We start from the raw sequence: 13,898 nt of genomic DNA, 5'->3' as shown, positions 1-13,898 counted from the left end.
GCGGTGACGCCGTGCGCCCGTACCCTGCCAGACGCGGATCCGCGCGCCTACAGTTCCAGCGCGCTGAGCTGGATGGCTTCCAGGTCCGCGCAGCCGCCGGCCGCGAGGTCGAGGAGCGCGTTGAGTTCCTTGCGGTCGAAGGGCTCGCCCTCGGCGGTGCCCTGGACCTCGACGAAGCGGCCGTCGCCGGTGCAGACCACGTTCATGTCGGTCTCGGCCCGCACGTCCTCCTCGTAGCAGAGGTCGAGGAGCGGTTCGCCGTCGACGATGCCGACGCTGACGGCGGCGACGGTGCCGGTGAGGGGCTTGCGGCCGGCCTTGATCAGCTTCTTCTGCTGGCCCCAGGCGACGGCGTCGGCGAGGGCGACGTAGGCGCCGGTGATGGCGGCGGTGCGGGTGCCGCCGTCGGCCTGGAGGACGTCGCAGTCCAGGACGATGGTGTTCTCGCCGAGGGCCTTGTAGTCGATGACGGCGCGCAGGGAGCGGCCGATCAGGCGGGAGATCTCGTGGGTGCGGCCGCCGATCTTGCCGCGGACGGATTCGCGGTCGCCGCGGGTGTTGGTGGAGCGGGGCAGCATCGAGTACTCGGAGGTGACCCAGCCTTCGCCGCTGCCCTTGCGCCAGCGCGGGACGCCTTCGGTGAAGGAGGCGGTGCAGAAGACCTTGGTGTCTCCGAAGGAGATGAGGACGGAGCCCTCGGCGTGCTTGCTCCAGCCGCGTTCGATGGTGACCGGGCGGAGCTGTTCGGGCGTACGGCCGTCAATGCGAGACATGCTCCGAGCCTAGTCCCTGCGGGCCCGGCGCCATGACCCGGTGAGAAGACCGGGCCTTACTACGGGAAGACCCCGCCTCGGGGTGCGTCCGGGACGGGGTCCGCCGGTGGATCCGGTGGTGGATCGCGGGGCCCGAGGGGGGCGGGCCGGCACGATCCGGAAGCGACGGGCTAGTGGGCCCGGATCACATCATGTCTTCGATGTCGGCGGCGATCGGGTCGGCGTCCGTGCCGATGACGACCTGGATCGCGGTGCCCATCTTGACGACGCCGTGGGCGCCCGCGGCCTTGAGGGCGGCTTCGTCGACCAGGGACGGGTCGACGACCTCGGTGCGCAGGCGGGTGATGCAGCCCTCGACCTCTTCGATGTTCTCGATGCCGCCGAGCCCGGCGACGATCTTCTCAGCCTTGGTGGCCATGTGTTTCTCCCTGGGTGTTTCGAAGAACGTGTCTCGGCGGCCGGTCCGTGGAGGCCCACCCGCGCGGTCCGCTTCTGCACGGTAACGCACGGTTGGCCCACCTACGCGAGCGCATGACCGGTCTCTGCCGAATGATGACGATCAGCAGCAACCCGCCCACAACTGGTCTACACCAGTGTGCCGCAACGGGTTGCGGCAGCCAAAAACGGGGCCGTTCAGGGAGGACGCCGATGAGCGCGAGCAGCGCCGCAGCAGAGCCACGGCAGAAGTGGTGGAACGGCATGTTCCAGGGGCTGCAGAAGATGGGGCGCAGCCTCCAGCTGCCGATCGCCGTCCTGCCCGCGGCCGGCCTCCTCAACCGCTTCGGGCAGCCCGACGTCTTCGGCGTGGACGGGCTGGGCTGGACGAACGTCGCCAAGGTCATCGCCAGCGCGGGCGGCGCCCTGCTCAGCGCCGATCTCGGGCTGCCGCTCCTCTTCTGCGTCGGCGTCGCGATCGGCATGGCGAAGAAGGCCGACGGCTCGACGGCGCTCGCCGCGGTGGTGGGCTTCCTCGTCTACCGGGCGGTGCTGCACGCGTTCCCGAAGGCGTGCCCGGACGGGACCAAGGACATCAAGGGCGGCTGCCTGGGGCAGGACGACGCCTTCGCGGAGTACACCTTCCAGAATCCGGGGGTGTTCGGCGGCATCGTCATGGGTCTGCTGGCCGCCTGGTTCTGGCAGCGCTACCACCGGGTGAAGCTGGTGGACTGGCTCGGCTTCTTCAACGGCCGCCGGCTCGTCCCGATCATCATGGCCTTCGTCGCGATCGTGTTCGCCGTGGTGTGCCTGTGGATCTGGCCGCCGATCGGTGACGCGCTGGAGAGCTTCTCCGACTGGCTGGTCGGCCTGGGCGCCTGGGGCTCGGGCGTCTTCGGCGTGGCGAACCGCGCGCTGCTGGTGATCGGCCTGCACCAGTTCCTGAACGTGCCGGTCTGGTTCCAGTTCGGCAGCTTCACCAAGCCGGACGGCCAGGTGGTCCACGGCGACATCAACATGTTCCTGAGCGGTGACCCGCAGGCCGGTCAGTTCCTCTCCGGCTTCTTCCCCATCATGATGTTCGCCCTCCCGGCGGCGGCGCTGGCGATCACGCACTGCGCGAAGCCGCAGCGGCGCAAGGAGGTCGGCGGCCTGATGCTGTCCGTCGGCCTGACCTCCTTCGTCACCGGCATCACCGAGCCGATCGAGTACTCCTTCCTCTTCGTGGCGCCCGCGCTGTACGCGGTCCACGCGCTGCTGACGGGGGTGTCGATGGCGGTGACGTGGGCGCTGGGGGTGAAGGACGGCTTCAGCTTCTCCGCGGGCCTGATCGACTACGTCATCAACTGGGGGCTGGCCACCAAACCCTGGCTGATCATCCCGATCGGCCTGTGTTTCGCGGTCGTCTACTACGCGGTGTTCCGCTTCGCGATCACGAAGTTCAACATTCCGACGCCCGGCCGGGAGTCGGACGAGGAGATCGCGGCCATGCAGGCGGAGACCACCAAGGCCTGAGCCTCCCCCGCCCGAGCCGCCCGGCTCGGGGCCCAACAGGCGTACGGCGCCGGGCCTTTGAGGCCCGTCGCCCATGGCCCCCGGATCCCGGATCCGGGGGCCGCCGCCATGCCCGCGGGCCCCGGCGCGCCGCGCGCGGGGCCGCCGCGTGCGGATGTGGCGTAGACCACAGGAAATCGAAGGTTCCTTATCTAACGCCGACCGTGTTACAACTGGTCTACACCACGCATTGGTGTAGACCACGCGGGCCTGTCTGAGCCCGCGTACCCCCAAACCCGAGACGTCGCCCGTCCCCTGTTTCCCCCTGGCGTCGCCTTGCCCACTGGAGGAAGTTGTGTCCACGGCTACCGCACCCGCGGCCGAAAAGAAGAAGGGCGCTGGCGTGATGGCCGTCATGCAGCGCATCGGCCGGAGTCTCATGCTCCCCGTCGCCGTGCTGCCTGCCGCCGCACTCCTGGTGCGCCTGGGCGACAAGGACATGCTGGGCTCGGCCTCGATGCCGGAGTTCATCAACAAGATCGCCGGCTACATGGCCGCCGGCGGTGGCGCGATCCTCGACAACATGGCGCTGCTGTTCGCCGTGGGCATCGCGATCGGCTTCGCCAAGAAGTCCGACGGCTCCACCGCCCTCGCCGCCGTCACCGGCTACCTGGTCTTCAAGAGCGTCCTCGCCACGTTCACCGACTCCAACCTGCCCAAGATCGCCAAGGCCGTCGACGGCAAGGTGGTCATGGTGGAAGCGCCCGTGGACGCCAAGGTGCTCGGCGGTGTCGTCATGGGCATCGTGGTCGCCCTGCTCTACCAGAAGTTCTACCGGACCAAACTGCCGGAGTGGGCGGGCTTCTTCGGTGGCCGCCGCCTGGTCCCGATCCTCTCCGCCTTCGCCGGCCTGGTGATCGGCATCGTCTTCGGTCTGATCTGGCCGGTCCTCGGCACCGGTCTGCACAACCTGGGTGAGTGGCTGGTCGGCTCCGGCGCGGTCGGCGCGGGCATCTTCGGTGTGGCCAACCGTGCGCTGATCCCGGTCGGCATGCACCACCTGCTCAACTCCTTCCCGTGGTTCCAGGCGGGCGAGTTCGAGGGCAAGAGCGGCGACATCTCCCGCTTCCTCGCCGGCGACCCCACCGCCGGACAGTTCATGACCGGCTTCTTCCCGATCATGATGTTCGCCCTTCCCGCGGCCTGCCTCGCGATCGTGCACTGCGCCCGCCCCGAGCGCCGCAAGGTCGTCGGCGGCATGATGTTCTCCCTCGCGCTCACCTCCTTCGTCACCGGTGTGACCGAGCCGATCGAGTTCACCTTCATGTTCATCGCGCCGGTGCTGTACGCGGTCCACGCGGTCCTGACCGGTGTGTCCATGGCCCTGACCTGGGCCCTCGGCATGAAGGACGGATTCGGCTTCTCCGCCGGAGCCATCGACTACCTGCTGAACCTCGGCAAGGCGACGAACCCGTTCGGCCTGGCGCTGGTCGGCCTCTGCTTCGCGGCGGTCTACTACGTCGTCTTCCGCTTCGCGATCGTCAAGTTCAACCTCCCCACCCCGGGCCGCGAGTCCGACGAGGAGCTCGCCGAGCTGGCGAAGGCCGAGGCCAAGTAAGCCCGCTCGCCCGTACGCACGCCGAAGCCCCCGCTCTCCCGGAAGGGAGGGACGGGGGCTTCGTCGTATCCGGTGCGTCCAGTACGCGCAGTACCTCAGACCTCGTAGACCGCGCCCGCGTAGGCCAGGTCCACCCGGCCGCCGTAGACCGCCCGGGCGTCGGCGAGGTTCTGCGCCGGGTCCGTCCACGGCGGAATGTGCGTGAGGACGAGCCGGCCGACGTTGCCGCCGCGCGCGTACTCGCCCGCCTCGCGGCCGTTGAGGTGGAGGTCCGGGATGTCCTCCTTGCCGTGCGTGAAGGAGGCTTCGCAGAGGAAGAGGTCGGTGCCGTCGGCGAGCTGCGCCAGCTCGGGGCAGGCGCCGGTGTCCCCGGAGTACGTGAGCGAGCGGCCGCCGTGCTCGATGCGGATGCCGTACGACTCGACGGGGTGGGCGACCCGCTCGGTGCGGACCTGGAAGGGGCCGATCTCGAAGGTCCCGGGCTTGAGCGTGCGGAAGTCGAAGACCTCGCTCATCGAGCGCTCGTCGGGGACGTCGTCGTAGGCCGTGGTCAGGCGCCGCTCGGTGCCCTCGGGCCCGAAGACGGGGATGGTGCCGCAGCGACCGCCCTCGTGCCGGTAGAAACGGGCGACGAAGTACGCGCACATGTCGATGCAGTGATCGGCGTGCAGGTGGCTCAGGAAGATCGCGTCGAGGTCGTAGAGGCCGCAGTGGCGCTGCAGGTCGCCGAGGGCGCCGTTGCCCATGTCGAGGAGCAGCCGGAAGCCGTCGGCCTCGACGAGGTAGCTCGAACAGGCCGATTCCGCGGAGGGGAACGACCCCGAACAGCCGACGACGGTGAGCTTCATGGAGCGTGAACCTCCGAGGACGGTCCGTGGACGGGATGCGGGCCGTGCGTGGAGTCGAGCGTAAGGCGCGAAACGTCGGGTCGCTCCTCCGCGGCGGGCCGTTGTGGGGGGAATCACCTGTGGTGTCACCCGTCGGAGCGAAGGGCGTACGGGTGTTGCCGTGCGCGGGGCGTTGCCGTGTGCTGGGCGTGGCCGCGCCGGGGGGTGGGCGCGCGGCTACCGTCGAAGCATGGACACGTCCTGGTGGCCCGCGCTGGCCGCCGCCGTGGCCGTGGCGCTGGTGGTGCTGGCCTCCGGGGCCCGGCGCGGGCTGCCGCGCCGGGCGCCGCCGCAGCAGGGGGCCGGTCCGCCGCCGCGGCCGCGGGCGGGCGAGCTGTGGGCGCTGGCCGACGGCCGCACGTGCCTGGTGCTGGCGGTGGGAGCGGGCGCGGGAGGGGTACGGGCGCACCGCGCGCGGGTCGCGTGGATCACCGGGAAGTACGACGACCGGCGCGCCGGGGTGATCCCGCTGCCCCCGGGGACGGTCGGGGCCCAGGGCCGGACGAGCTTCCTGGAGGCGGACCGGCCGGTGGAAGTGTCGCTGTGGGAATTCCGGGCGCGGGTGGGGATGCTGGACCCGGCGGTGTGGGACGAGGTCAAGGGCCTGGGAGGCGGACGGTGATCCGGTTGCGACGCGTGTACGACCCGCCGGAGCCCCAGGCGGACGGCGTACGGGTCCTGGTGGACCGGCTCTGGCCGCGGGGCCTGTCGAAGGAGGCGGCCGCGGTGGAGGAGTGGCCGAAGGTCGTGGCCCCCTCGACGGAGCTGCGCAAGTGGTTCCACGGGGGCGGCTCCGCCGCGGAGTTCCGCGCACGGTACGAGGCGGAGCTGGCGGAGCCGGAGGCCGCGGCGGAGCTGGCCCGCCTGCGAGAGCTGGCGGGGGCCGGGCCGGTGACGCTCCTGACGGCGGTCAAGGACCCGGCGACGAGTCACGCGGCGGTGCTGGCGGAGCTCCTGGGCGCACGGGGGTAGCCGCGGAAGCCGGTCAGCACGAGGCGGCGGACCGGGGGCGGAGGGGGCCGCCTGGCCAGGCTGCGCTCCCACCGCCGACCGGAGCCGTGCCCCCTGCCGGCCGGGGCGCCCCATGGCGTCCCGGCCCGCGGGGGCTGACCGGCTCAGAAGGGGTCACGGCTGCGGTCGACGCACAGGGCCCAGATCACGAACACGCCGATCGCGATGGCGATCAGGGACCAGAACGGCTGGTAGGGCAGCCACAGGAAGTGGAGGACGATCATGAGGCCGGTCAGGGCGACGCCGAGGGCCCGGCCCCAGGGGGTGCCCTTGAGGACGCCGATGCCCACGATCAGGACGATGATGCCGAGGATCAGGTGGATCCAGCCCCAGGCGGTCAGGTCGAACTTGAACGTGTAGTCGCGGACCCGCCAGACGACGTCGTCCTTGGCGAGCGCGGCGATCCCCTCGAAGATCGCCAACACGCCGTTGATCATCATCAGGACGGCGGCGAACATCGTGCCGCCCGCCGCCCAGCCGGCACGGGCCCCCGAGGGCGGAGGGACACCGGAGGAGCTCGGAGCAGCGGGGTTGGGAGTGGTCGTCATCGTGCCACCACCCTCTCTTCTGGGGTAGGTCGGGCACGTTCAGCGTTGACCCGTACCGCCGTCCCGGCGACTCCCGAGGGCCATTCGGGTGATTCGAGGCGCGAAACGCGGCGACCCGCCTCCCCGAGGGGAAGCGGGCGCGGGACGGCTTCGAGGGCGGAGGAAGCCGAGCGGGCTGGAGACGGCCTACGCCCAGAGCTGGCCCTGGAGGACCTCGATGGCCTCTTCCGTCGTCGCGGCCGTGTAGACGCCAGTCGAGAGGTACTTCCAGCCGCCGTCGGCCACGACGAAGACGATGTCCGCCGACTCGCCCGCGGCCACCGCCTTGCGGCCGACGCCGATCGCCGCGTGCAGGGCGGCTCCCGTGGAGACGCCGGCGAAGATGCCCTCCAGCTGGAGCAGCTCGCGGGTGCGGGTGACCGCGTCCGCCGAGCCCACCGAGAAGCGGGTGGTGAGCACGGAGGCGTCGTACAGCTCCGGGACGAAGCCCTCGTCGAGGTTGCGCAGGCCGTACACGAGGTCGTCGTACCGCGGCTCGGCGGCCACGATCTTCACGCCGGGCACGTGCTCGCGCAGGTAGCGGCCGACGCCCATCAGGGTGCCGGTGGTGCCGAGGCCCGCCACGAAGTGGGTGATCGACGGGAGGTCGGTGAGGATCTCCGGGCCGGTGGTGGCGTAGTGCGCGCCGGCGTTGTCGGGGTTGCCGTACTGGTAGAGCATCACCCAGTCGGGGTGCTCGGCCGCCAGTTCCTTTGCCACCCGGACCGCGGTGTTCGAACCGCCCGCGGCCGGCGACGGGATGATCTCGGCTCCCCACATGGCCAGCAGGTCGCGCCGCTCCTGGCTGGTGTTCTCCGGCATCACGCACACGATGCGGTAGCCCTTGAGCTTGGCCGCCATCGCCAGCGAGATGCCGGTGTTGCCCGAGGTGGGTTCCAGGATGGTGCAGCCGGGGTACAGCCGGCCGTCCTTCTCCGCCTGCTCGACCATGTGGAGCGCGGGGCGGTCCTTGATCGAGCCGGTCGGGTTGCGATCCTCCAGCTTCGCCCAGATGCGGACGTCGTCCGAGGGCGACAGCCGGGGCAGCCGGACCAGCGGCGTGTTGCCGACCGCGGCCAGCGGGGAGTCGTAACGCATCAGGCGGCGCCGCCGGCCACGGCCGGGAGGATGGTGACGTTGTCGCCGTCCTTGAGGGCGGTGGAGATGCCGTCGAGGAAGCGGACGTCCTCGTCGTTGAGGTAGACGTTCACGAAGCGGCGCAGCTGGCCGTTGTCGACGATGCGCTCCTCAATGCCCTTGTGGCGGCTCTCCAGGTCCGTGAAGAGGTCGGCGAGGGTGGCGCCTTCACCGGTCACGGCCTTCGCGCCGTCGGTGTAGGTGCGGAGGATGGTGGGGATGCGGACCTCGATGGCCATGGCTGGGCTCCAGTCGTCAGGGCGTAAGCAGTAAGCAGCGGTAAGCGGCGGTGAGCAGAGGGTGAGACGTGAGGGCGCGCGGTTCGTCGGGCCCTCCGCGCGGGAGGGTCTGGTGCTCAGGCGGCAGGACAGATGGCGCTGGCGAGGCGGCACAGGTCGACGTGCAGCCGCGCCACGAGCAGCAGCCTGCCGGGCGTCTCGATGCTCACGTCGGGGGAAACCATGCGGTCATGTTAACGATTCCCGGTCCCCGGTTTGGAGTGTGATCCCGCATCGTGGACGGTGACCGACCGCATGGTGGTCAGTAGGCCTCGACGACCTGCACTTCTTCCTCGGTGATCTCGCCGTCGACGATCCGGTACGAGCGGAACTGGAACTCGCCGAGGCCGTCCTTGTCCGCCGTGGAGACCAGGACGTAGTGCGCGCCGGGCTCGTTCGCGTAGGTGACGTCCGTGCGCGAGGGGTAGGCCTGGGTCGCGGTGTGCGAGTGGTAGACGATCACCGGCTCCTCGTCGCGGTCGTCCATGTCGCGGTAGAGCGCGAGCAGGTCCTTGGAGTCGAACTCGTAGAACGTGGGCGAGCGGGCCGCGTTGAGCATCGGGATGAACCGCTCGGGCCGGCCGGTGCCCGCCGGGCCGGCCACGACTCCGCACGCCTCGTCCGGGTGGTCCTGACGGGCGTGCTCGACGATCTGGTCATACAGGGCCTGGGTGAGGGTCAGCATGAGCGACAGGATAAGCAGACGGGCCCTTCCGTACCGAGGAGTGGTACGAAAGGGCCCGCATGCTGGATACGACGGTGCTACGAGGCCTTGCTGAAGGCCGCGCCGCGCGGGTTGCGGGACTTCAGGACGAGGTAGGACACGCCCAGGATCAGTCCCCACAGCGGGGCGCAGTACAGCGAGACGCGGGAGTCCTTGTCGGCGCCCATCATGACGATGACCATGCCGATGAAGAGCAGCGCGAACCAGCTCGTGTACGGGGCGCCGGGGGCCTTGAACGGGGAGTGCGGCAGTTCGCCGCGGTCGGCCTTGGCCCGGTAGCGGATCTGGCAGACGAGGATCATGATCCAGGCCCACATGCCGGAGATGGTGGCGAAGGAGACGACGTAGTCGAAGGCCTTGCCCGGGGCGACGTAGTTGATCCAGACGCCCACCAGCATCAGCGCGGCGGAGACGGTGGTGCCGATCAGCGGGGTGCCGCTCTTGGTGAGCTTGGTGAAGACCTTCGGACCCTGGCCGTTGAGCGCGAGGTCGCGCAGCATGCGGCCGGTGGAGTACATGCCCGAGTTGCAGGAGGACAGGGCGGCGGTCAGCACGACGAAGTTGACGATGGCGGCGCCGACGCCGAGGCCCATGCGCTCGAAGGCGGCGACGAAGGGCGAGACGCCCGGCTGGAAGTGCGTCCACGGGACGACCGACAGGATCATGATCAGCGCGCCGACGTAGAAGACGGCGATGCGCCACGGCACGGTGTTGATGGCCTTGGGCAGGGTCTTCTCGGGGTCCTTGGACTCGCCGGCGGTGACGCCGACCAGCTCGACCGCGAGGAAGGCGAACATGACGATCTGCAGGGTCATCAGCGTGCCGCCGATGCCCTTGGGGAAGAAGCCGCCGTCGTTCCACAGGTTGGAGACGGTGGCGGTGTCGGCCGCGTCGGAGAAGCCGATGGTGAGGATGCCGGCGCAGATCAGGATCATGCCGACGATGGCGGTGACCTTGACCATGGAGAACCAGAACTCCAGCTCACCGAAGAGCTTCACGGAGATCAGGTTGGCGGCGTAGAGGATGACCGTGAAGATCAGCGCGTAGGCCCACTGCGGGAAGCTGTCGTGGGTCCAGTACGCCATGTACTGGGCGGCCGCGGTGACCTCGGTGATGCCGGTGACCACCCAGAACAGCCAGTAGGTCCAGCCGGTGACGTATCCCCAGAACGGGCCCAGGAACTCGCGGGCGTAGTCCGAGAAGGAACCGGAGACGGGGCGGTACATGAGCAGCTCGCCCAGGGCCCGCATGATGAAGAAGATGACCAGGCCCGCGATGGCGTAGGCCAGGATCAGGCTCGGGCCGGCCTTGGAGATCGCCTTGCCGGCGCCCAGGAACAGGCCGGTGCCGATGGCTCCGCCGATCGCGATCATCTGGATCTGGCGGGCGCCGAGCGTGCGGTGGTAACCCTCGCCGCCCTCGCCCGCGCCCTGAGTGCCCTCGCCGGGCGTCTTGCCGTGCTGCTCGACCTGCACTGAGGTCATGTCTGGTGCGCCTTTCTCCACGCCGACCCGCGCCTTCACTGGCTGCGGATCGGGTCCTCGATCCCCCCGGATACGGATGGAGTTGCACGCCGGCGGTCAGCCGGTTCAAGCGAGCCGGGGGACATGGGTGGCGTCCCGTCGGCGGTCGTGAAGATTTATCACGGGCCGACGACCGCGGGAGGGGGAGAAATGTGGCGCGGGGCACCAAAAATTCAGGACAAAGGCCTACGGAAGGATCAGATCACCGCATGGCGGTGATCTGATCGTTATCCGGATTTGAGCGTCCGCTGAGCGAACGGCGCCCCGCCTTGAGGATCTCCAGAGGGTTCACCGGAACGTCTCAGAGCGTTTCGATGAGCGTCTCCTGGAGGCCGCCCAGCCAGAGGTACGCCATCACCATCGGCTTGCGCGGATCGTCGTCCGGCAGCCTGAACAGCGCCGCGCTCTCGTCGTCCTCGGTGATGTCCAGGCGCGCCGCGATCGTCAGGCGCAGGTCGTTGAGCGCGCCGAGCCAGCGCAGCGGCAGCTCCCCCGTCAGCTCCAGCACGGCCGCCCCGTCACCGGCCGGGGTGAGCGCGTCGAGGCTGCGTACGACGGCCAGCGCGTCCTCCCGCTTGCGGGTGCGCAGGTCGGTCTCGGTGAAGCGGCGGAACTCCGCCGAGCGGGCCGCCAGCTCGGCCGGGTCCACGCCCTCGTCGCCGGCGCCGTCGGGCGCCCCGTAGGCGTCGGGGAAGAGCCGGGCCAGCGCCGGGTCCGACGGGGGCTCGGAGGGGCCCTCGGCGAACAGCGCGGCGAGCGGGTCGGCGTCCTCGGCGGGCTCCGGCTCGCCGGGGCCGATCAGCTCCAGCATCTGGACGGCCAGGGAACGCAGGATCGAGATCTCGATCTCGTCGAGCGCGATGGCGGCGCCGCCGCCCTTGAGTGCCTCGAAGGTCCCGCCGCCCATCAGGTGCGGTCCTGCGAGAGGGTCGCCCACAGGCCGTAGCCGTGCATGGCCTGCACGTCGCGCTCCATTTCCTCGCGGGTGCCGCTGGACACGACCGCCCGCCCCTTGTGGTGGACATCGAGCATCAGCTTGTGCGCCACGTCCTTCGAGTAGCCGAAGTAGGCCTGGAACACGTACGCCACGTAGCTCATGAGGTTGACCGGGTCGTTGTGCACCAGGGTCACCCAGGGGACGTCGGGTTCGGGGACGACGAAGGTCTCTTCGGCCGATTCGGTGCGTTCGATCTCAATGGGAGCAACACTCACTTGTCCCATGCTGCCACCGCGACGGCCCAGTCGCACAAACGGGACCCACATCTCGTCACTTTGACGAGATGTGCGCTAGCATCCGTCGCATGAACCCTGCGGACCTGGGCCTGCCGGTGGACGTGCCGTCGACAGCGCTCTTCACGGACCATTACGAGCTCACGATGTTGCAGGCCGCGCTGGCCAACGGCACCGCCGACCGCCGCTCGGTCTTCGAGGTGTTCACCCGGCGACTGCCCGAGGGGCGCCGCTACGGGGTCGTCGCGGGGACCGGGCGGGTGCTGGACGCGGTGGAGAACTTCCGCTTCGACGGCGCGGTGCTGGAGTTCCTGCGCGACCGGGCCGTCGTCGACATGCGGACCCTGGACTGGCTGGCCTCGTACCGCTTCTCCGGCGACATCTGGGGCTACCCGGAGGGCGAGGTCTACTTCCCCGGGTCGCCGATCCTGCGCGTCGAGGGCAGCTTCGCCGAGTGCGTGCTGCTGGAGACGGTGATCCTGTCGATCCTCAACCACGACTCCGCGATCGCGGCGGCCGCCTCCCGGATGTCCTCCGCGGCCGGCGAGCGCCCGCTGATCGAGATGGGCGCGCGCCGCACCCACGAGCTGGCGGCGGTGGCCGCGTCGCGGGCCGCGTACGTCGGCGGCTTCTCCTCCACCTCGGACCTGGCGGCCGGTTTCCGCTACGGGATCCCGACGGTCGGCACGAGCGCGCACGCCTTCACGCTGGTCCACGACAGCGAACGGGACGCCTTCACCGCGCAGGTGGACTCGCTGGGCCGGGGCACGACCCTGCTGGTGGACACCTACGACGTGACCGAGGCGGTCCGGACGGCCGTCGAGATCGCCGGGACGGAGCTGGGCGCGGTCCGGATCGACTCCGGCGACCTGCTGCTGGTGGCCCACCGGGTGCGCCAGCAGCTGGACGAGCTGGGGGCCACGGCCACGCGGATCGTGGTGACCTCGGACCTGGACGAGTACGCCATCGCCTCGCTGGCGGCGGCGCCGGTGGACGCGTACGGGGTGGGCACGCAGCTGGTGACGGGCAGCGGGCACCCGACGTGCTCGATGGTCTACAAGCTGGTGGCGCGGGCCGGCTCGGCCGACCCCAAGGCGCCGCTGGTGCCGGTCGCGAAGAAGTCCTCGGGCGGCAAGACCTCCATCGGCGGCCGCAAGTGGGCCGCGCGGCGGCGCGACTCCGACGGGGTCGCGGAGGCGGAGGTCGTGGGCGTGGGGCCGGTCCCCGCGGGGCTGGCGGACGAGCAGCTGCTGGTCGAGCTGGTCAAGGGCGGCGAGGTCGTCGCCCGCGAGCCGCTCCAGGCCGCGCGGGACCGCCACCGAGCCGCCCGCGCCGGGCTCCCCCTGTCGGCGACGCAGCTCTCGCGCGGCGAGGCCGTCATCCCGACCGAGTACGCGTAACCGGGCCGGGGCGGGCCGGAATGCGGCCCCGCCGGCGATTGAGGCGCGGGCTGCGGGGGCAGAGCCCCCAGCAGCCGGCCTCGCCGCACCGCAGCCAGCCGCCGCGGCCCGCACCATCCACACCGCCAAGCCGAAGGGCACGCGAAATGCACCGCGCACTGATCGTCGTCGACGTACAGAACGACTTCTGCGAAGGCGGCAGCCTCGCGGTCGCGGGCGGAGCCGACGTCGCCGCCGCCGTCACCGAGTACATCGGTCAGGCCACGCCCGCCTACCGGCACGTCGTCGCGACCCGCGACCACCACGTCGACCCCGGGTCGCACTTCGCGCACCCCCCGGCCGAGCCGGACTACGAGTCGAGCTGGCCCGTCCACTGCGTCGCCGGGACGGAGGGGGTGGGCTTCCACCCGAACTTCGCCCCCGCCGTGGCCTCGGGGGCCGTCGCCGCCGTCTTCGACAAGGGCGCGTACGAGGCCGCGTACAGCGGTTTCGAGGGCGCCGACGAGAACGGGGCGACGCTCGCCCAGTGGCTGCGGGACCGGCACGTCACCGAGGTCGACGTCGTCGGGATCGCCACCGACCACTGCGTACGGGCCACCGCCCTGGACGCCGCCCGCGAGGGCTTCGCCACCCGCGTCCTGCTGGACCTGACGGCCGGGGTGGCGCCCCAGACGACCGCACGGGCCCTTGAGGAGCTCCGCGCGGCCGGGGTGACCCTGGTGGGCCACACGGGCCGCAGAAAGCCCCAGGACGGCGGAGAGGGCCAAGAGGGCCCGGACGGCCAGGGGCCCTTCTAGCCCG

Annotated in this window: 17 protein-coding genes; 6 read left to right on the top strand and 11 right to left on the bottom strand. The window is 70.6% G+C overall.

Annotated features, from left to right (window positions below):
- Positions 1-47: 47 nt before the first annotated feature.
- Entirely contained in the window at positions 48-773 is a 726-nt protein-coding gene (gene rph, locus ACF059_RS15620; protein WP_360900501.1) for a ribonuclease PH, read from the bottom strand.
- Positions 774-957: 184 nt separating this feature from the next.
- Positions 958-1,191, bottom strand: coding sequence for a PTS glucose/sucrose transporter subunit IIB (locus ACF059_RS15615; protein WP_361945811.1), 234 nt, complete (start codon positions 1,189-1,191; stop codon positions 958-960).
- A gap of 230 nt (positions 1,192-1,421) precedes the next feature.
- Between ACF059_RS15615 and ACF059_RS15610 the strand changes: the two genes are divergently transcribed.
- Positions 1,422-2,723, top strand: a complete 1,302-nt coding sequence (locus tag ACF059_RS15610; protein ID WP_392056909.1) for a PTS transporter subunit EIIC — start codon at positions 1,422-1,424, stop codon at positions 2,721-2,723.
- A gap of 385 nt (positions 2,724-3,108) precedes the next feature.
- Positions 3,109-4,320: a PTS transporter subunit EIIC gene (locus ACF059_RS15605; RefSeq protein ID WP_366867526.1), complete on the top strand. Its 1,212-nt coding sequence runs from the start codon at positions 3,109-3,111 to the stop codon at positions 4,318-4,320.
- 95 nt (positions 4,321-4,415) lie between these two features.
- Here the strand turns inward: ACF059_RS15605 and ACF059_RS15600 are convergent, their stop codons facing one another.
- Positions 4,416-5,168 (bottom strand): MBL fold metallo-hydrolase, encoded by a 753-nt coding sequence (locus ACF059_RS15600; protein ID WP_392056906.1) that lies wholly within the window; start codon positions 5,166-5,168, stop codon positions 4,416-4,418.
- Between the two features lie 229 nt (positions 5,169-5,397).
- Between ACF059_RS15600 and ACF059_RS15595 the strand changes: the two genes are divergently transcribed.
- Both ACF059_RS15595 and ACF059_RS15590 read left to right on the top strand, forming a co-directional pair.
- Positions 5,398-5,829 (top strand): hypothetical protein, encoded by a 432-nt coding sequence (locus ACF059_RS15595; protein WP_392056902.1) that lies wholly within the window; start codon positions 5,398-5,400, stop codon positions 5,827-5,829.
- Positions 5,826-6,179, top strand: a complete 354-nt coding sequence (locus tag ACF059_RS15590) for a DUF488 domain-containing protein (RefSeq protein ID WP_392056899.1) — start codon at positions 5,826-5,828, stop codon at positions 6,177-6,179. Before ACF059_RS15595 ends, ACF059_RS15590 begins: the two co-directional genes overlap by 4 nt.
- Before the next feature lie 143 nt (positions 6,180-6,322).
- Here ACF059_RS15590 and ACF059_RS15585 read toward each other — a convergent pair whose 3' ends face one another.
- From ACF059_RS15585 to clpS, 8 genes are all read right to left on the bottom strand, one after another.
- Entirely contained in the window at positions 6,323-6,766 is a 444-nt protein-coding gene (locus tag ACF059_RS15585) for a hypothetical protein (RefSeq protein ID WP_392056896.1), read from the bottom strand.
- Positions 6,767-6,952: 186 nt separating this feature from the next.
- Positions 6,953-7,903: a cysteine synthase gene (locus tag ACF059_RS15580; RefSeq protein ID WP_361952337.1), complete on the bottom strand. Its 951-nt coding sequence runs from the start codon at positions 7,901-7,903 to the stop codon at positions 6,953-6,955.
- Positions 7,903-8,181 (bottom strand): MoaD/ThiS family protein, encoded by a 279-nt coding sequence (locus ACF059_RS15575; RefSeq protein ID WP_366867460.1) that lies wholly within the window; start codon positions 8,179-8,181, stop codon positions 7,903-7,905. Before ACF059_RS15575 ends, ACF059_RS15580 begins: the two co-directional genes overlap by 1 nt.
- Before the next feature lie 116 nt (positions 8,182-8,297).
- Complete coding sequence (locus tag ACF059_RS15570) at positions 8,298-8,405, bottom strand: putative leader peptide (protein WP_327168163.1); 108 nt, start codon at positions 8,403-8,405, stop codon at positions 8,298-8,300.
- Between the two features lie 77 nt (positions 8,406-8,482).
- Positions 8,483-8,905 (bottom strand): M67 family metallopeptidase, encoded by a 423-nt coding sequence (locus tag ACF059_RS15565; RefSeq protein ID WP_361952342.1) that lies wholly within the window; start codon positions 8,903-8,905, stop codon positions 8,483-8,485.
- Positions 8,906-8,982: 77 nt separating this feature from the next.
- Positions 8,983-10,428 carry an amino acid permease gene (locus tag ACF059_RS15560; RefSeq protein WP_392056891.1) on the bottom strand — a complete coding sequence of 482 codons (1,446 nt, stop codon included), beginning with the start codon at positions 10,426-10,428 and terminating at the stop codon, positions 8,983-8,985.
- 340 nt (positions 10,429-10,768) lie between these two features.
- Entirely contained in the window at positions 10,769-11,374 is a 606-nt protein-coding gene (locus ACF059_RS15555; RefSeq protein WP_360900532.1) for a DUF2017 domain-containing protein, read from the bottom strand.
- Positions 11,374-11,688 (bottom strand): ATP-dependent Clp protease adapter ClpS, encoded by a 315-nt coding sequence (clpS, locus tag ACF059_RS15550; protein WP_392056888.1) that lies wholly within the window; start codon positions 11,686-11,688, stop codon positions 11,374-11,376. Before clpS ends, ACF059_RS15555 begins: the two co-directional genes overlap by 1 nt.
- Positions 11,689-11,768: 80 nt before the next feature.
- On the opposite strand from clpS, the gene ACF059_RS15545 reads away from it, so the two are divergent.
- Together ACF059_RS15545 and ACF059_RS15540 are read left to right on the top strand one after the other, a co-directional pair.
- On the top strand, positions 11,769-13,097 hold the full coding sequence (locus ACF059_RS15545) for a nicotinate phosphoribosyltransferase (protein WP_392056885.1): 1,329 nt from the start codon (positions 11,769-11,771) through the stop codon (positions 13,095-13,097).
- Positions 13,098-13,243: 146 nt separating this feature from the next.
- Complete coding sequence (locus ACF059_RS15540; protein ID WP_392056882.1) at positions 13,244-13,894, top strand: isochorismatase family protein; 651 nt, start codon at positions 13,244-13,246, stop codon at positions 13,892-13,894.
- Positions 13,895-13,898 lie beyond the last annotated feature (4 nt).

The organism is Streptomyces sp. NPDC016562, assembly GCF_043076955.1.
Lineage (GTDB): Bacteria > Actinomycetota > Actinomycetes > Streptomycetales > Streptomycetaceae > Streptomyces.
This window is presented reverse-complemented; position numbering and strand designations above follow the sequence as displayed.